16 protein-coding genes and 1 pseudogene are annotated in these 18848 nt (G+C 39.7%); 5 read left to right on the forward strand and 12 right to left on the reverse strand.

All coding sequences use genetic code 11. The features are described from left to right. Positions 1-67: 67 nt before the first annotated feature. Positions 68-1258 (forward strand): annotated as a pseudogene (pheA, locus tag QQK02_RS09925) (prephenate dehydratase); the annotation flags it as partial. Positions 1259-1330: 72 nt separating this feature from the next. On the opposite strand, the gene QQK02_RS09930 reads toward pheA, so the two are convergent. The 3 genes from QQK02_RS09930 to QQK02_RS09940 form a co-directional block, all read right to left on the reverse strand. Then, positions 1331-1729, reverse strand: a complete 399-nt coding sequence (locus QQK02_RS09930; RefSeq protein WP_284207855.1) for a hypothetical protein — start codon at positions 1727-1729, stop codon at positions 1331-1333. A gap of 149 nt (positions 1730-1878) precedes the next feature. Then, the gene (locus QQK02_RS09935) at positions 1879-4965 is read right to left on the reverse strand and encodes an efflux RND transporter permease subunit (RefSeq protein ID WP_284207856.1); all 3087 of its coding nucleotides are present in this window, start codon (positions 4963-4965) and stop codon (positions 1879-1881) included. Positions 4966-4970: 5 nt separating this feature from the next. Next, positions 4971-6017 carry an efflux RND transporter periplasmic adaptor subunit gene (locus tag QQK02_RS09940; protein WP_284207857.1) on the reverse strand — a complete coding sequence of 349 codons (1047 nt, stop codon included), beginning with the start codon at positions 6015-6017 and terminating at the stop codon, positions 4971-4973. A 144-nt stretch (positions 6018-6161) separates the two neighbouring features. Between QQK02_RS09940 and QQK02_RS09945 the strand changes: the two genes are divergently transcribed. Both QQK02_RS09945 and QQK02_RS09950 read left to right on the forward strand, forming a co-directional pair. After that, complete coding sequence (locus QQK02_RS09945; RefSeq protein WP_284207858.1) at positions 6162-6713, forward strand: hypothetical protein; 552 nt, start codon at positions 6162-6164, stop codon at positions 6711-6713. 64 nt (positions 6714-6777) lie between these two features. Next, positions 6778-7368, forward strand: a complete 591-nt coding sequence (locus QQK02_RS09950; RefSeq protein WP_284207859.1) for a hypothetical protein — start codon at positions 6778-6780, stop codon at positions 7366-7368. Positions 7369-7417: 49 nt separating this feature from the next. Here QQK02_RS09950 and QQK02_RS09955 read toward each other — a convergent pair whose 3' ends face one another. From QQK02_RS09955 to acs, 4 genes are all read right to left on the reverse strand, one after another. Continuing rightward, complete coding sequence (locus tag QQK02_RS09955; protein WP_284207860.1) at positions 7418-7900, reverse strand: thioredoxin family protein; 483 nt, start codon at positions 7898-7900, stop codon at positions 7418-7420. Position 7901: 1 nt separating this feature from the next. Then, positions 7902-9035, reverse strand: a complete 1134-nt coding sequence (tyrA, locus tag QQK02_RS09960; RefSeq protein WP_284207861.1) for a bifunctional chorismate mutase/prephenate dehydrogenase — start codon at positions 9033-9035, stop codon at positions 7902-7904. Between the two features lie 10 nt (positions 9036-9045). Further along, complete coding sequence (locus tag QQK02_RS09965; protein ID WP_284207862.1) at positions 9046-10128, reverse strand: 3-deoxy-7-phosphoheptulonate synthase; 1083 nt, start codon at positions 10126-10128, stop codon at positions 9046-9048. 385 nt (positions 10129-10513) lie between these two features. Further along, complete coding sequence (gene acs / locus QQK02_RS09970; protein WP_284207863.1) at positions 10514-12457, reverse strand: acetate--CoA ligase; 1944 nt, start codon at positions 12455-12457, stop codon at positions 10514-10516. A 184-nt stretch (positions 12458-12641) separates the two neighbouring features. Between acs and QQK02_RS09975 the strand changes: the two genes are divergently transcribed. After that, on the forward strand, positions 12642-13232 hold the full coding sequence (locus tag QQK02_RS09975; protein WP_284207864.1) for a hypothetical protein: 591 nt from the start codon (positions 12642-12644) through the stop codon (positions 13230-13232). A 73-nt stretch (positions 13233-13305) separates the two neighbouring features. On the opposite strand, the gene rplS is transcribed toward QQK02_RS09975, so the two are convergent. The 4 genes from rplS to rpsP are packed head-to-tail and all read right to left on the reverse strand — an operon-like array spanning position 13306 to position 15248. Continuing rightward, entirely contained in the window at positions 13306-13659 is a 354-nt protein-coding gene (gene rplS / locus QQK02_RS09980) for a 50S ribosomal protein L19 (protein WP_284207865.1), read from the reverse strand. Positions 13660-13673: 14 nt separating this feature from the next. Further along, positions 13674-14438, reverse strand: coding sequence for a tRNA (guanosine(37)-N1)-methyltransferase TrmD (gene trmD / locus QQK02_RS09985; protein ID WP_284207867.1), 765 nt, complete (start codon positions 14436-14438; stop codon positions 13674-13676). Positions 14439-14441: 3 nt separating this feature from the next. Then, positions 14442-14972 (reverse strand): ribosome maturation factor RimM, encoded by a 531-nt coding sequence (gene rimM, locus QQK02_RS09990; RefSeq protein WP_284207868.1) that lies wholly within the window; start codon positions 14970-14972, stop codon positions 14442-14444. A 27-nt stretch (positions 14973-14999) separates the two neighbouring features. Continuing rightward, positions 15000-15248, reverse strand: a complete 249-nt coding sequence (gene rpsP, locus QQK02_RS09995; protein ID WP_284207869.1) for a 30S ribosomal protein S16 — start codon at positions 15246-15248, stop codon at positions 15000-15002. A 229-nt stretch (positions 15249-15477) separates the two neighbouring features. Between rpsP and QQK02_RS10000 the strand changes: the two genes are divergently transcribed. Beyond that, a complete protein-coding gene (locus QQK02_RS10000; RefSeq protein WP_284207870.1) occupies positions 15478-17571 on the forward strand; it encodes a hypothetical protein in 2094 nt (697 codons plus the stop codon). Between the two features lie 52 nt (positions 17572-17623). On the opposite strand, the gene QQK02_RS10005 is transcribed toward QQK02_RS10000, so the two are convergent. Next, positions 17624-18724 carry a glycosyltransferase family 4 protein gene (locus QQK02_RS10005; protein WP_284207871.1) on the reverse strand — a complete coding sequence of 367 codons (1101 nt, stop codon included), beginning with the start codon at positions 18722-18724 and terminating at the stop codon, positions 17624-17626. Positions 18725-18848 lie beyond the last annotated feature (124 nt).

Genomic DNA, 18848 nt, shown 5'->3' on the forward strand with positions numbered 1-18848 from the left:
TGACTATCGTCAAAAGAAAATAACGATAAGAACCTCCAAGTGGAGGTTTTTTTTTGCCCGAATACCGATGACAAGCAACGAGGAAATAACGGTGGCACAAACATTAGATTTAGATGAAATTCGCAAAGAAATAACAGCATTAGACCAAGAGCTATTAACTCTCTTTGCTAAGCGCCGCGCCCTCACTCTCAATGTAGCCAAAAGTAAAGCACATGAAGTACGCCCCGTTCGCGATCAAAAACGTGAGCAAGAGCTGCTCATTCGTTTGATAAAACAAGGTAAGGAACTGGGATTAGATGCCCATTATGTAACCAGTATATTCCAAACGATTATTGAAGATTCGGTGCTCAATCAACAAGCTTATTTACAAACCTTAGCCAACCCTAACATTCAATTACCCGCCGTCAGTGTCGCGTTCCTTGGTGATAAAGGCTCATACAGTTATTTAGCAAGCCATCGTTATTTTTCTCGTCGCGCAGAATATATGATTGAGTCTGGTTGCCAAACGTTTGATGAAATAATGCAAATGGTAGAAGGTGGTCATGTTGACTATGGTATTTTACCAATAGAAAACACGTCATCTGGCAGTATCAACGAAGTATATGACTTGTTACAGCATACTAATCTAGCGATTGTTGGTGAAATCACTCAGCCAATTGAACACTGTTTACTGACTGCCGTAAATACTGAGCTTGAAAACATCAAAACAATTTACGCCCACGGTCAACCATTCACCCAATGTAGTAACTTTTTAAACAAACAAAAAGATATCCGTATTGAATATTGTGATAGCACGGCTGATGCCATGGCAAAAGTATGTGAGTTGAAAGATCCAAGTGTGGCAGTAATTGGTAGTGAAGAAGGTGGCCACCTTTATCAGCTACATGCCTTAGAGAAATCGATAGCCAATCAAGATGAAAATCACAGTCGCTTCATTCTTGTCGCCCGCAAGTCGGTAGATGTTGCAGAACAAATTCCAGCAAAAACCACGTTAATTCTCGCCACAGGTCAAAAGCCTGGCGCACTTGTCGAGTGCTTGTTAGTACTAAAGAATAAAGGCATTAACATGTGCAAACTAGAGTCACGTCCAATTCAAGGCCGTCCATGGGAGGAAATGTTTTATATTGATTTAGAAGCCAATATTAAATCGTTCGCGATGCAGGAAGTTGTCAGTGAACTAACTAACTTAACTAACTTTATTAAAGTGTTAGGTTGTTACCCAATTGAGCACATCAACCCAACGAGTGTGCCAAGTACTGCTGTTTAGTAGGATTTACGTTCAGAAAAAAGGCCTGCTAAATAGCAGGCCTTTTTCATGTTAAACCAAGAACTAACTAAATATTTTTCGCTGTTTAAAACGCTGTGTCCAATAACGAACACTTAATAGTAGTATCGCCGGTACTGCCGCATACAACAAAGTGAACAGCAGAACATGGTTTGCAACAAACAAACCTAAAACAAACACGCAAACAGGCAAAAACAACCAAAACGGATGATCACTTGGGCATAAATCAAATAGTTGGCGCATTAAAACGATGGTCATGAAGGTAAAAGCGATCGACAGTAAAATCGTGACTAGTTCACTGTAATAAGCGGTTAGTGTAGCCGGTGTGCTAGCTAAGAATGATGGCACTGGCATGCTATTAGCTACAGAGACTAGCCAAACAAAGGCGACCGTCATGAGTAGGCCTATGATGAACGACCACAATTTCTTATTTACGTTGAGCACGATACTCTCCTTTTATTATTATTTTTTGTATGAGACTATTTTTTATACATTTATCTCTCAAATGCGTCAAGCGGTTCACATTTTCAATAAGATTAAAAATTAAAAAAAATCCCCGCAAATGCGAGGATTATTAAAACAAACAACCGCTTTTACGAGAGTTTTTCTTCTTCCGCAATTTGCTTAGCAATAGCCTCAGGTGAGCTCGTGTTACGGCATAACCAATAATATGCGCCTGGCACAACAAATAAGGTAAAAATACTTGCTACTGATACGCCAGCAAAAATTACCACACCAATCACCATGCGTGATTCCGCACCTGGCCCTGACGCAAGAACTAGCGGGATAGCACTGGTAACTGTGGTAAAGGTTGTCATAACAATAGGTCTTAAACGTTGCTGTGCTGCTTGAATAAGTGCTTGCTCGAACGCGATACCTTGGTCACGTAATTGATTGGCAAACTCAACAATTAAAATACCATTTTTGGCAGCTAAGCCGATGAGCATGACGATCCCTATCTGAGAATAAATATTTAAACTCATTCCCATTAATTCAAGCCCCATCAAAGCACCAACTAACGCTAATGGCACCGTAAGTAGAATAACAAACGGATGTATAAAGCTTTCAAATTGGGCTGATAACACCAAATAAGTAATCAACAACGCTAACAAGAAGACAAAAACAATTGAGTTACCTGACTCTTGTAAAAGCAGTGATTGACCTTTGTAATCAACCTGGGCATCACTCGGTAGGTTTTCATCAACAACTTCATTCAAGTATGTCAAAGCATCGCCTAAGGCATAGCCTGGCGCTAAATTGGCAGTAATAGTTACACTACGAAGCCTGTTGTATCGATTTAAACGCGACGATGTAGCATTTTCTTGTATGGTTAATAAATTCGCCAATGGAATCAACTCACCACTTTTTCTTGAGCGCACGTAAATATTATCGATGTCTTTAGGACTTTTATAATCTTCTTTAAAGCCTTCCAAAATAACATCATATTCTTCACCACGTTCTACATAAGTTGTCACGCGACGTTGACCAAGCATTGTTTCTAACGTTTTCGCAATATCACCTACAGGAACACCTAAGTCATAAGCTCTGTTTTGATCAATTTGCACAAGAAGCTGTGGGAAAGTTTCTTTGTAATCACTATTCACGCTAAGTAAGTTAGGGTTTTCTTGCGCTTTGGCAACAACGATATCGCGCCACTTGGCTAATTCAGCATAGGTATTGCCCTGTAAAACAAATTCGACAGGTTGACTGTTACCACCACCGCCAATTCCACGACGCATAATGGCAAATGCTCGAACATCCGTCACTGAAGATAACTCTTTATTAAAGCGTGCTGAGAACTCAAACGTTGACATATTTCGCTCGCGCCATTCCGGCAAACCAATAATGGCAATACCGCCTGTCCCACCAAAGCCCGGCACACGTGTAATAACACGATCTAAATCACCACGTTCTAAATACTCAAGTAACATGCCTTCAATCGTGTTCATGTTTTTCACATTATTTTCGTAACTTGCGCCTTCAGCACCTTGCATGATGACAAACATATTGCCGCGATCTTCCTTCGGCGTATATTCAGAAGGTAATTTATTCACAAGTGAAAACGCAGAAAACAGTGCTAAGCCGACAACGAGTATCAACATAAGTGGCTGCTTAATCGTATAACTTAAGCTTTGCACGTATTTATCTTCTAACTTACTAAAACCGCGGTCAAGTAACTGCCCAAATGACGATGAGCGCTCTTTCTTTCTTAACAACTTTGAACACATCATTGGTGTTAGAGATAAGGCAGTTAAACTAGAGAAAACAACAGCAGCGGCGATAGCTAACGCAAATTCGGTAAATAAGCGACCTATATTGCCTGATAAGAAAACAAGTGGCACGAACACAGCAACCAGCACTAGCGTTGTAGCAATAACAGCAAAGGCTACTTCTCTGCCACCTTGGTATGCTGCAACTAATGGTGTTTGACCATTTTCAATACGACGATAGATGTTCTCAAGTACTACAATAGCATCATCAACAACTAATCCGATAGCTAATACAAGTGCTAATAGCGTTAACAAGTTAATAGAAAAATTAAGCCCTGATAACACAATAAGAGAGCCAATTAAGGCAACGGGAACCGTTACAGCAGGAATAAAAGTCGCCCGAATGTTACCAAGAAACAGGAATATCACTAAAACAACCATCAACATCGCGACAATGAGCGTATTGTAGACTTCATCAATAGACCCTTGAATGAAAACTGATGAGTCGTAGCTATTTAAAATCGTCGTACCTAGCGGTAAACCATCTCGAATTTTTTCCATTTCACTTCGAGCGGCTTTAACAACTTCAAGGGTATTGGCTTTTGATTGCTTAATAATACCTAAGCCAACCATGTTTTTACCGTTGCCCTTAAACATATTTTCATCGTCTTCAGCACTGACTTCGACACGAGAAACATCAGACAAACGCACTAACGTATTATCTGCAGAACGGGCAATAACAAGATTGGCAAAGTCTTGCTCGGTTAGAAAGCTTCTTTCTACGCGAATAGAAAAGTCACGATCAATCGATTCAATTTCACCTGCTGGTAATTCAATATTTTCAGAACGTAATGTGCCTTCAATATCGTCAACGGTAACACCACGTGCTGCCATGCGGGTTCTATCTAAGAATATTTTCATGGCGTATGTTCTACCACCACCTACGCGCACTTGTGCGACACCATCTACTACTGAGAACCGATCGACAATATATCGATTGGCGTAATCAGTTAGCTCAAGGGTTGATAGTGAGTCAGATTGCAAGACAAACCAAACGATAACATTTTCATCATCATTGGCTTTAAACACCTGCGGCGGATCAGCTTGTTCTGGTAATTGACGTAGTGCTCTAGAAATACGATCGCGCACATCATTTGTTGCTGAATCAATATCTCTGTCTAGTTCAAATTCAATCGTGATATTTGAACGACCAACGCGCGAGGTTGAGGTAATGTTTTTAACCCCTTCGACACCACTAATACGGTCTTCAAGTACTTGGGTAATTTTGGTTTCAACAATAGCTGCTGATGCACCTGGGTAGGCAGTATTTATGCTAACAACTGGTGGGTTAATATCCGGATATTCACGCAATGGTAAAAAGAAAAAAGCGACGATACCAAACGTAATCAGTAGTAGATTAATTACGGTGGCAAATACGGGACGTTTTACCGATAAATCAGAAAGAATCACGTAAATTACTCCAAGACTTGAATGGCACTGCCATCACGTAATTTAAGTGCACCTTCAATCACAACACCTTGGCCTTGTGCTAAGCCACTGATTATTTCAACAATACCCGGCTGCCTTCTGCCAATGGTTACTTGTGTTTTTTTCGCCTTCCCCTCTTCAACAGTAAAAACGAAATGGTCGTTCTCAATTGGAATAATTGCGCTCTCTGGTACCATCAATACCTGCTCAACATTTCGTTCAACAACAATGTTCAGTAACATGCCAGCTCGCAACTTTTGCTCTTCGTTTGGCACTATCGAGCGTACCTTAACCATTCTTGTTGCTGGGTCAATACGTGAGTCGATTGAACTAATTTCACCAATAAACACTTCGTCATACGCGGCATTAATCGCTTCAACTTTTTGACCAGGTTTGACTGTGGTAAAAAAGCGCTCAGGAATATTAAAGTCAACCTTTACTTGGCTCAGGTCATCTAAACTTGTAATCACGTCGCCAGCACTCACATAAGCACCAACACTAATTTCACGAAACCCTAAAACACCATCAAAAGGTGCACGAATAGTTAAGTCGTAAAGTTTCGTTTTTGCACTCATTAATTGCGCACCAATCGCTTTGGTTTTTGCTTCTTGCTCTTCAACCACCGACTCAGATGTCGCGTTCTTTTTAAACAAACCTTGCAAGCGATGAAGTTGAGCAACTGATTCGGCTAAATTAGCTTCTAATTCTTTGACCTTGGCATTTTCTTCTTGGCTATTTAAACGCACTAGCACTTGGCCTTTCTTAACTAATTGACCATCTTCAAATGAGATTTGCTCGACAAAATCAGAACTCTTAGACGTAATAAATACCTGCTCGTTAGCAACAGCACTACCTAAAGATTCAACCGTATCTTTAAAATCATTCGTTTCGGCTAACGCTATTTTAACTGATACGGTTCGAGCGCCACGTTTTTGCTCTTTAACCTCTTGAGGCCATTGTAAATAAACAACAACGCTAATAAGCATTAGCGCCAAAATAATTAAGGGTAACCGGTTTGATATAGATTTAGACATAGACTATCAATTACGTGAAGGAGAACCCCCATAATATAGCGCAAATCCGCCTAATTGCTCGATACAACTTATCTCAAATTTCGCCTTATTAAACGCAAAAGAATCGTTATAATAGAATCAATCATCAAAAGGATTGTTAAATATATGAATAAGTTGTTTCCAATAGCGGTTGCTATACTCATTATGTTAGGTGCTTCACTATGGTTATTGGCACCAAGTTCCTTCAACCAATATTTACATGCTGAACTACAAAATGAGTTAAGTTTAGCAACGGGTACTCATGTAGACATTGGTCATGTAGACAGCCAATCATACAGTGGCACTATTTTGTCATTGTCAGCAAAGGCACAAAATGGCGAACAACTTTTTTACGTTGAAAAAGTCACTTATGCAATCGACAGGAAAAGCTACAAAAAGCCGCCGATCAAAATCACGCATTTAGTATTACAAGGTGTTGAAGTAACCAATGATCCTAAGTTACAAAGTCAAGTTCAGCTTAACCTAGGCAATTACCAAAAAGGGTTAACCGAAGATAGTGTAAAGCCTGGTTTGATCGTTGAAGAACTAGCCATTACCTTTCATGGTTTAGCACAAGAAAACGCTACTGCTAAGCCGTTAAACAGTAAGGGTAAATCAGCAAAAATGCTGCTAGTAGACATCGCGACCTTTGTTTTGTCTTTTGCTAAAGCAAACTAAAAACTTGAATTGTAATACCAGCGTAGTAACCTAAGGTTAAGGAATGAAAGGGAATATAATAACAATGAAATTAAAAGGTTGTATGCTTGCACTGGCATTAATAAGTGGCGCCTGCAGTGCTGCAACTGCGGAAAAAGGCTTTGAGATAACACCGTGGATTGGTTACAGCATGAGCAGCGAGCTTATTGATGCTACTGGTGGTGATCTATCGGTTGATAATGGCCCTAGCCTTGGTTTTAGTGTTGCTTGGTACGACAGTCCAAATGGTCAAGGCCAAGTCTTATTAAGCCGTGTTAGTCACCAATTTGATTACGGCGATAACCTAACCCAAGACTTAGATATTACATACGGTCACTTCAATGGCATCGCGTTCTTCCATCAAGAACACTACATCACAACGGTTTCATTAGGTATTGGCTTTGCTCAATTCGATGCGCAATACGACGATGATATATTTCCTTCTGCTGGTGTAGCCGTTGGCACTCGCCACCAATTTTCAGATAAACTGGCTTTTGTCACAGAACTTCGTGGAAATTTTAGCCTTGTTGATGAAGACTCAGCTATTTTTTGTCAAAACGATGTTTGTAGCGCTGAGTTTTCCGAAGCGCTCTGGCTCGATACTTCCTTTTCGGTAGGTCTGTCTTATCAGTTCTAAAAACGAATAAGAAAACAAACAAAAACCGAAGCAATAAGCTTCGGTTTTTTTATTTCGCTAACATTTGCTGAATGTCTTCTGTCAGCGACACATCAGGCCGTTCAATAATACGACCCACTTCTTGGTTATCCATATAAACGATGATGGTCGGTGTATATTTTACACCTTTAGCCTTTGCTATTCCTTCAGGATCTTGCTTCTTTATATCCAAAGCAAATAAAGATAATTTAACGTCAGGCTGATTATCCAACACCTTGATAAGTCTTGGCACTTCGCGTTCACTGTCGTGACACCACATCCCAAAATACACTTCCACACGAACGTTTTTACCCCAATATTGGCTTAGCTCTAGATCGCGTTCATTTAGTTCAAAGCCATTGTAACTAATGGCAAAACCAGCATTTTCCAATACTTGCTGCTTTGTTATAACACCAACTGGAAAATCATGGTCGTGACCTGAGCCAGCATAAGTAAAGCTAGCAAAAATACTCAATAATAAAGCAAGTGATGACGATAAAAAGTGTTTATACATGTTAGTGTTTCTTAAGTTCATTGGCTTTTAACAACATAGACTTACTTTCTGATAAAAAGATATCAGCGTACTCACCAAACCAATTAGATACCTGATTGAACATAGTGATAAAGTCTTCCTTATCCCCCATTTCCACGTCTTCTAATAATTCGAGGAAACGATATGCGAATCGTTTCATCATACTGATATTTTCATTGTTAGCAAAAATAATGTCTGTATAAAGTACTGGATCTTGAGCAAATAATCGTCCGACCATAATAATTTCTAGTCGATATATGGGTGAGCTCATATCAACAAGTTGCTGTAAATTAGCCCCTTCAGTCATTAAATGGTAACCATAAGCAATCGTTGAAAAATGTCGCATCACTTGCACCATCGACATCGCATGATCATGTTCTTGCGCACTAACGGGATAAATTTTTGCTCCCCATATCTCTAACTGATCGAGTAGCCATTGATACTGCTCAGGCCCACGACCTTCGCACATGATGATTGTTTGCTTCACAAGACCCGTAACGTCAGGTCCAAACATAGGATGCAAACCAACAACAGGTCCGTTATGGACTTTCATCATTTCATAAAGAGGCGACTCTTTTACCGATGTCACATCAGCTAAAATACAATGTGGTGGTAAGTTATTTAATTGCTGAATAATGAAGGGCGTTATACGAATTGGCACAGATACAATCACTAAATCAGCGTCAGCTAACATTTGTTCAGCTTTAGGCCAGTGCTCTTGTTCAATAATGTCGACTAAGTAATCAGTTCGCTCAAACAAATCAACGAATATCGAGCCAAGCTGCCCTGCCCCACCAATAACAACAACTTTTTTCTGAGATTGGTGCACTGACATATAGCCACTTTCATCTTGGCTTTGATATGAATCCCGCATAATTCGACGCAAGATATCTTCAATAAGATCAGCATTTACGCCAGCTAACTGAGCTTGAGAGCGCCTTTTATCGATTAATTGCGCTTCTCGCTCACTATCAAAAATAGGCTTACCAACTTCACTTTTTAATTTACCGACTTTGGTTGTGACATCTCTACGTTTTGCAAGTAAATCAACTAATTGACGATCTAAATCGTCAATTTCACCACGCAAATTTAGCAACTGTTGCTCAAATTCCTTCATATAGCTCTCTTTAATTAGCTAACCTATCACGCAGCACTTGGCGTAACTTGTCATCTGCTGACGCTATTAAGCTCTTTGTTGTTTCAAAATCGATACAGGCATCTGTTACCGAAACGCCATAGGCTAACTCATTTTTAGGCAAGTCGGCACTTTGATTTCCCGCCTGTAAATGACTTTCTAGCATAATACCAATAATTGATTTATTACCATCAACAATTTGGTTGAAAACATTATCTGCTACAAGGGGCTGACGACGGTAATCCTTACTGGAATTACTATGACTGCAATCTATCACTAAGCTAGGTGATAAACTATGTTTTTCAAGCTCTTGCTCACAAATAGAGACGTTTACCGAATCATAATTTGGTTGTGTCCCTCCTCGCAAGATGACATGGCCATCAGGGTTACCTGATGTTTTAATCAATGCAACTTGTCCTTGACGATTTATTCCCATGAAACGATGTGATGACGCAGCTGATTGTAATGCATTGATAGCAACACCTAGACTGCCATTGGTACCATTTTTGAAACCAATCGGCATTGATAAACCACTCGCCATCTCTCGATGGGTTTGTGATTCAGTAGTTCGCGCGCCAATTGCAGACCAACTAAATAGTTCAGCAAGGTATTGTGGACTAATAGGGTCAAGTGCTTCAGTTGCCAAAGGAATGCCAAGCTCTGTTAAGTAAATTAATAATTCACGCGCCTGATATAACCCAGCACTCACATCAAAAGACCCGTCCATATGCGGATCATTAATAAGACCTTTCCAACCAACGGTTGTTCTTGGCTTTTCAAAATACACACGCATAACAATGTATAAGCTGTCTTTATATTCTTCGTGAAGTGCCTTTAATTGATGAGCATATTCTTTAGCTGCTTTTGGGTCATGAATCGAACATGGGCCTGAAATCACCAGTAATCGATGATCTTTTTTATGAATAATATTGGCGATGGTTTCACGAGCTTGCTGCACAAATACACGGCCTTGCTCAGAAAGTGGTAATTCGTCGCGAAGCGCTTTAGGTGTAATTAATACTTCTTCCGCGTTAACGTGAATATCGTTTAAACGACTCTTAATAGGTGTCGACATAGTGTTATTCCAATGACTTGTTAATTTGTATTATAGAAAAAGGGGGCGTAAGCGTGAGAACTTACTTAAAAAAAGAATAGAGGCGATAATATCGATATGAAAAAGTAAGCATGTAGTTGTGGACCTATGATGTATCTCTATGTGCTTAAAAAAATGCGCCGCAATGGGTATGCGACAAGTCGCCTTTGTGGGTACATTTTTAAAGCTTTTGCTCAACAAGGTCAAGCTTTATTTTCACTTTAATAAAGCTTTGTCAATAGCCGCCATAAAAACAACAATATAACGCCGTAAAAATCAGAGTACACCTTTCGTAAATAATAATTTACAGTATTTTTTATTAAAAAAGGCACGCGAAGGTGCCTTTTATATTCAAACCGAGCATGCTCTATTCGTGGATAATTCTGTTATCAATCAAATGTTCAACAACGCTAGGATCAGCTAAAGTACTTGTGTCACCAAGGTTAGAGAGCTCATTCTCTGCAATTTTTCTCAATATTCTACGCATAATTTTTCCTGAACGAGTTTTAGGTAGCCCAGGTGCGTATTGCAAATAGTCAGGCTTGGCAAATTTACCTAATTCAGCGGCAACAAATCCTTTAAGCTCATCAATCAATTCATCAGATTCATGTGCGTTGTTCATCAAGGTAATAAAGCAGTATACGCCTTGCCCTTTAATTTCATGCGGGTAACCAACCACAGCAGCTTCAGCTACAGCAGGATGCAATACCAAAGCACTTTCAATCTCAGCGGTGCCTAGTCGATGACCAGAGACATTCAAAACATCATCTATGCGGCCGGTAATACAATAGTAACCGTCTTCATCGCGCTTAGCGCCGTCGCCAGTAAAGTAGTAACCCGAATATTGGCTAAAATAGGTATCAAAAAAGCGTTGATGATCACCATACACACTTCTCATTTGCCCCGGCCAGCTACCGGTAAGTGCTAGCGCTCCCTTAGCCTTCCCTGTTAACTCTTCACCCTCTCGATTAAGTAAGGCAGGTTTTACGCCAAAAAATGGTAGGCCAGCGCTACCTGGTTTCATATCGGCTGAACCCGGCATTGATGTAATCAAAATACCACCTGTTTCCGTTTGCCACCATGTATCAACTATAGGACAACGACTTTCACCAACAATTTCATAATACCAGTGCCATGCTTCAGGGTTAATTGGCTCTCCTACAGATCCTAATAACCTAATGGCACTCCTATCGTAGTTTTGAACAAGCTCATCACCTAAGCTCATCAATGCCCGTATTGCCGTTGGTGCCGTATAAAAAACATTTACGCCATGCTTTTCACACACTTGCCAAAATCTACTCGCATCCGGATACGTTGGTACACCTTCAAATACTAACGTAGTTGCGCCATTTGCAAGTGGCCCATAGAAAATGTAAGAGTGACCTGTAATCCAGCCAGCATCGGCGGTACACCAAAATACTTCACCGTCTTGGTAATCAAAAACATATTTATGTGTCATTGCCGCATACAATAAATAACCACCCGTCGTGTGCAATACCCCTTTAGGTTTTCCTGTAGAACCCGAGGTATAGAGAATAAATAACGGGTCCTCGGCATCCATCACCTCAGGCTCACAGCTAGCAGGGTAATTTAAAATGACGTCGGTATAGGCTACATCAACACCTTCAAACCACTCAACTTCGTTACCTGTACGTTCAACCATGACAACAGTATGAACATTCGGACAATCTTTAATGGCTTCGTCAACGTTCGCCTTTAGTGGAATGATTTTACCACCGCGAACGCCTTCATCTGCAGTAATAACAACTTGGCAGTCGGCATCCAACACACGAGCTTTAATCGACTCAGTAGAAAATCCACCAAACACGATAGAATGAATAGCGCCAATTCTCGCACAAGCAAGCATTGCATAACCCACTTCAGGAATCATCGGCATGTAAATACATACACGATCGCCTTTTTTAACACCACGATCTTTTAATAGGTTAGCAAAACGACACACATGATCATGAAGCTCTTGATAGGTCACCGACAAATCATCTGTCGGTTCATCACCTTCAAAAATCATTGCGATGTCATTGGCCTTTGTCGGCAAATGACGATCAATACAGTTGTAACTTGCGTTTAGTTTCGCACCTTTAAACCAACTGACGTCTGCTGTTTTAAAATCAATATTTGAGACTTCTTGCCATGGCTCATACCAATCAATAAATTGTTCAGCTTGCGTTGCCCAAAAGGTGTCGGGATCTTCGATTGATTGTTGGTATAGCGCGTTATACTGAGCGTTGTTTAGGTGTGTAGTTGCCACTGCTTGCTGATGGACAGGGTAACGAGGTAACAGATCCTTCATGATAATTCTCTCTGGCTTAATTATTATGTTAGTGCCTAATTTTCACTCTAGTGTATCGAAATAATTTGTTAATGCACTGATAATTTTTCTATGCCTTATAAGCGTGAAATATAAGTAACCCTCTTGAACTTTTTTCTTCGCCATCACTCATAGCCATAACCAATAAAACAAAGGACTGAAAATAATGAATAGACTGATCACACTGCTACTATCAATTTGCTTACTCTCAGCTTGTGCAAACATGACCTTTAAAGGCATATATGAGATGGTAACATTCGACCTTTTTGCCTTAAAGCCGGCGCAACTTTCAATCGCCGTAAGAACGGATAAGGCGCTTAAAATTGAACAAGGCAATGTGGTTATCAATTTATCTTTTATTTCGGATGATGAAACTCTCTATATCCAAGAAAAGCTTCTGCCTAGCGTCACACAAACACGTGCAATTTCAGGAGCACTGGCTAACGGCCTAGAGCCACATGAGCAAATCACCCTGTTTAATCTAACTGCTGAAGATGCTAACACGATGAAAAAGTCTCTTATGCAAGCTAAAGACTATAAAGACAATGGCAGAAAAGGTACCGGCTCATTTGGTATTAGTATTGAAAATGTTTGCTTTGAAGAAGAGCGATTACTCGATGCTGATATCGATATTTTGATTCAAAAAAGCACTATTGATGATTTTTTTATGTTTCTTGAAAACTTAAATTTACGAGAATTAACAAATACTAAGCCTGAAAACAAAGAAGCTATGGATAAGCTATTTTGTAATCCATAATATGATTATTTAGATACCTACAAAAAAGCCTGACAAATTGTCAGGCTTTTTAAAAGGGTATAAGCAATTATTATTACTTCTTCGTCAACTTCTCTTTGATACGAGCAGCTTTACCAGAAAGCTCACGTAAGTAGTATAGTTTAGCTTGACGAACGTCACCGCGACGCTTGACTGTGATTGAGTCAACTACTGGGCTATGTGTCTGGAATACACGTTCAACGCCAACACCGCTCGAAATTTTACGAACTGTGAAAGCTGAATGTAAGCCGCGGTTTTTAACAGCAATAACAACACCTTCAAATGCTTGAAGACGTTCTTTATCACCTTCTTTAACTTTTACTTGTACAACAACAGTGTCACTTGGTGCGAATGCTGGTACATCTTTTTTCATTTGCTCTGCTTCAAGAGCTTTAATAATGTTACTCATATTTACCTTCTTTCCTAGGATTCACGGTCTGCTTTGGCTAACTTAATATGATCAAGTATCGCCTTTTGCTCAGCCGTCAGAGCTAGGTCAGTTAAAAGTTCAGGTCTTCTGGTCCACGTTCTTTCTAACGATTGCTCTAAACGCCAAAGTCGAATATGTTCATGATTACCACTTAATAAAACTTTTGGTACCGATTCACCATCGAGTACTTCAGGTCTTGTATAGTGTGGACAATCTAATAAGCCATCAGAAAATGAATCCTGCTGAGCTGATTGTTCATGTCCTAATACCCCAGGAACAAAACGTGCTATTGCATCAATTAGTGTCATCGCCGGCAGTTCCCCACCACTTAACACATAATCACCAACAGACCATTCTTCATCGACTAGCGATTGAATGATCCGTTCGTCTATTCCCTCATATCGGCCAGCGATAAATATCAACTTGCTCGATTGGGATAACTCACGAACTCCACTTTGACTAAGCTTTCGCCCTTGTGGTGACAAATAAATAACCTTCGCATCGTCGCCTAATGCCGCTTTCGCAGCAAGTATGGCGTCTCGTAACGGTTGCACCATCATCAGCATTCCTGGACCACCGCCATAAGGTCGGTCGTCAACAGTGCGATGCTTATCATGGGTGAAATCTCTAGGGTTCCAAGTTTGAAACTCTATGATTTCGTTACGTATCGCTCGGCCAGTCACCCCAAATTGTGTGATTGCATTAAACATTTCAGGAAAAAGGCTTATCACCCCTACCTGTAGTTTATATGTAGTCACCAATTAAAAACCCGGGTCCCAGTCAACTGTAATTTGTTTGTTTTTCGCATCTACCGTTTTAACTACTTGTTCAAAAAGATACGGAATTAAACGCTCTTTCTTTCCAAAGCCGTCATTACGGTTTGCTTTTACAACCAGTACATCGTTAGCGCCAGTTTCCATTAAGTCTGTCACTTCACCTAGGCTATAACCTTGCTCTGTAACAACACTCATGCCAATAAGGTCACGCCAATAGAATTCGCCTTCCGGCAATTCAGGCAATACGCTTTCTTTAATGGAAATTTCAGAACTAACAAAGCTTTGAGCCATGTCCCTGTCATCAACACCAGAAAATTTAGCGATTAAACCATTATTATGCTTACGCCAATCGGTAACAGTCACTGATTGTAATTTTCCACCTAATTTTAATGACCAAGGTGAATAGTCAAATATATCTGCAGGGTTTTCGGTAAACGAGTGAATTTTCAACCAACCTTTGATTCCGTAAACTGAGCCTACTTTACCTAACGTGATTAAGTTTTCTACATCATTCACAACTAAAAACTCCTAAAGTGCAAGTTATTAAGCAGCAGCTTGTGCGTCTTTAACTAACTTAGCCACACGATCAGATAAACCAGCGCCTTGACCAACCCAGTGGTTGATGCGGTCGATGTCTAAGCGTAATTTCTCAGATTGACCTTGTGCTGATGGGTTGAAGAAACCTACTTTCTCGATGAAACGACCATCGCGAGAGTTACGGCTGTCTGCAACAACTACCTGATAGAATGGACGCTTTTTAGCGCCACCACGAGCTAAACGAATGGTAACCATATCGCCCTCTATTAATTTAAATGTTAAAACGAATATCCAGACATTCCTATCACTAAGGTGATAGAAAAGCTCGCGTATTCTACGCTTTTTCACTAATAAAGCAAGTTAAACTACTTGCTCTATCTAATTTATTATTATAAAAAAGAAATATGACAATTGCGTAATAAAATGGATAGCGGTAATTCCTGATAATAATTACACATAACGCAAAAAGACAGGGAAGCAAAATATGAGATATCAATTGGCAGGGTTTGAAGTTGATACCATTAATCGATTGGTGACTAAAGCTGACCATCTCATTTCTATAGAGCCACAGGTTTTTAATTTATTAGTGTTTTTCTGTGAACACCCACAGCAGCCCATAGAATTAAAAAATCTCAGTAAACGATTTTATCATGAAAAAAAGGCACCGCCCTCACTCATTGCCGATATGGCAAAGCTACACTACTTATTAGAAGAAGATCCGAGTAACCCTTCATTATTGGTAAGTATTGGTTATCAGCGGTACCAACTTATGCAACACCCCTTTGAAAAAGCAAGTGTTGGTTTGAACATGAATGAGCCAATTACAACCCCATCCCCAAAAAAGCCAACTCAAACCACTATTCCTACCTACCAAACTAGACCTAAAGCAAAACGTAAATTATTCGCTAAGGCTATGGTAGTAATGGTGCTAATTGTAGGGGGAGCGTTTGTACTACCATGGCAAAATTACTTACAACCGGAACAAGGCTATGTGTTTGCAAAACAAAGTGAACCGTTGATATCTCTTTCAGGTACGTCTTTTTCGCCAAAATTTTCTCTGGCATCATCTTCCTTTGTTTTTTTGCACAAATCACCCGAGAAAAATAACGCACAGGTTTTCTTAGGCTATACCGATAATACACCAGCAAAAGTATTAACCAATGACACATACTTTTATATGGATGCTGTGTTCGCAAACAATCAAATAATCGCAACGCGCTTTAATAACCTTCAAGATCGTGATTGTGAAATAGTGAACATTTCTCTTATCGGTGAGCCGCCTTCAATCATCAGACCTTGCGCTAAACAGGCAATGACAAAGCTTGAATACGCTAATGATACGCACACCTTATTTTATAAATATCGAGAACACGCTGAGCAACCTTATGGTATTTTCGCTCTATCATTGAGTGACGGAAAAAATACACGCATTACCGAGTCTTCAAGTAGCAAGGTTAGTTATGGTGACTATCTATTCAATTATAATCAGCAAAGCGGTGAACTGGCGGTCATGGAACATTTAGTCGATGGCAGCTCATTACTTAAAATTGTTAACCCTCAACAACAAACACAAACGAGTTATCAACGCTTTCAGTCTCCTTCTGGCATGTCTTGGCTAAGCAATCAGCAAATTATCGTTTCAGAAGATACAGGCTTAATAATGTTCGATTTAAGTGTTCAAGAAAAATCACTTATTGACAATAATACCGACGTATCACAATTGACGACCACAAATAGACAAAACACTGTAGCCTTTGTTGAAGATCAGTATCAAGTCAATATTCATCAATACGAAATAAATGAACAACAGCTTGCTGCGCATCATGCGGTAACACATTCTAAAGCGATGAACTACAAACCGGTATTCGCCAATACAACATCAAGTATTTTATTTCTCGCTAAAAACAGTCAACATGAATCACTCTATATCAAAAATAATCAAGGCTTAGTTTTTGATATTGGTCTACCTGAGCCCATAAAGTTTTATAGCAACTTTGTTTGGTCGCCTGATGACAGTAAAATTCTTGCAAGTATCAATGGAAAGTTATTTGTCAAAGCGCTAAGCCAGAAACATTGGCAACAGCTGTATACACAATTTAATACCATTCATCATGTGACGTTCTTAAATAAAACAGACTTTATTTTTAGCTCAAAACAGGCAGGAAGCTGGCAACTTTGGCAAGGAACGAGCAATCAGCAAGCCCCTTTTCAGCTGACCGTTAATGGCGGTTACTCAAGCCAATATGATGATAATAATAACCACCTTTATTTTACAAAGTATCATATTGATGGATTATACATGCTCGATTTAGAGCGCAACGTAGAACAAAAAGTGGATGCTACTTTCCCACTAAATTTATGGGATAAATGGCAGATCCGTAATGAAAATTTATACGTCCAAAAAAATAGAAGCATTGAAAAAATAGCACTCGCCTCGCTTGCGATAATAGATTTATATGATTTATCTGGCGTCGTAGCTAACCACTTTTCAGTTTCCCGCAACGAACACCTTTTAGTGGTAGATCAAATTGAAAATTCAACGTCAAATATTTGGTTAGCCGATGTCATCCTACAATAAAAAAGGCCAGTGCTTAACGCGACTGACCTATATAACACAATGCTACTGTAATTCAGCTAGACATGAGGCTTCTAAAAAAGTCACATAACTCTTTAGCTTCTCGTTCCACGGTATAATGCTCAACAATGCGTTGACGGCCAGTTTTACCCATTGCAATTAATTTCTCATCGTCGCTTAACATAAGTTCAAGTTTTTCAGATACTGCTTGTACATCATTGGTGGGTACCACATAACCATCAACACCCTGTCTAACAACTTCTGGCCAAGCCCCCGCTTCAGATGCTAACACTGCCGCTTCACAACTCATCGCTTCTAATATTGTTAAGCCGAAGCCTTCATTATCACTTAAAGCGGCCACTAACGATAAAGCACTAAAAATTTTAGGGATATCAGAAAACTTCTGCTCACCAGCAAAAACAATACGTTCACTCAACCCTGCCGCATCAATTTGGGCTTTTAGTTCATTAACAAACTCTTCGTTACTACTAGAAATGGTGCCGACCACTACCGCCGTATAATCAGGGTATTTAGCCAGCACATTGATACAGCCCTCGACAAAAAGGTGAACACCTTTTTGCTTTCTTACGCGACCTAAAATAGCGATACCGCGTTTGTTTTTATCTACTTTTTCAGGCAGCAAGTTAAGTGACTGCCATTGTGCTTCTTTATCTTTTGCAGGTTGATAAGCCTTAACATCAATACCGTGATAAATAATGGCATCAGGTTCACAATGAAGATAGCTTGCTGACGCTTTACACATTGCGATGACCGCATCCATTCGCTCAGTTAACCACTTAGTAAATCCGGCGCGCTTTCTTTGAGCGGCAGAACTAAACACAATTTTGATTTTTGACCTAAAAAGGTATTTCAATAACAACGCTTGAATCATTTCATCAACTCGGCGCGCTTGAAATACACGAAACTTTCCGTTCGACAAAGGCTTACGGCACATTTTAGCCACCTGCCAAAAACTAATAGCTAAACTAGCATCCGGTAAATGATGTTTCCCCATCACACGCAAATTCATGTGCTTTTGTTGATGCGGTAATACTTGCAACATGGTTGACGTAACGCCTGAGAAATTTGAATTAGAATTACCAATAATCAATTCAATCTCATTGTCATGTTTGCCTTGCGAAAGAGCTTCTGTCATTTACTATTTAATCTCATGGCTTGTATGTTAGTGACATTTTACTTCAAGAAAACGACTTAACACAGTGCTTTATACAATTAATCACTCTTTCCTCTCAATATCCATATTCGCTATTTAGCGCAAT

Origin of the sequence: Thalassotalea eurytherma, from assembly GCF_030161415.1 — a bacterium.
Taxonomy (GTDB): Bacteria; Pseudomonadota; Gammaproteobacteria; order Enterobacterales; family Alteromonadaceae; genus Thalassotalea_G; species Thalassotalea_G eurytherma.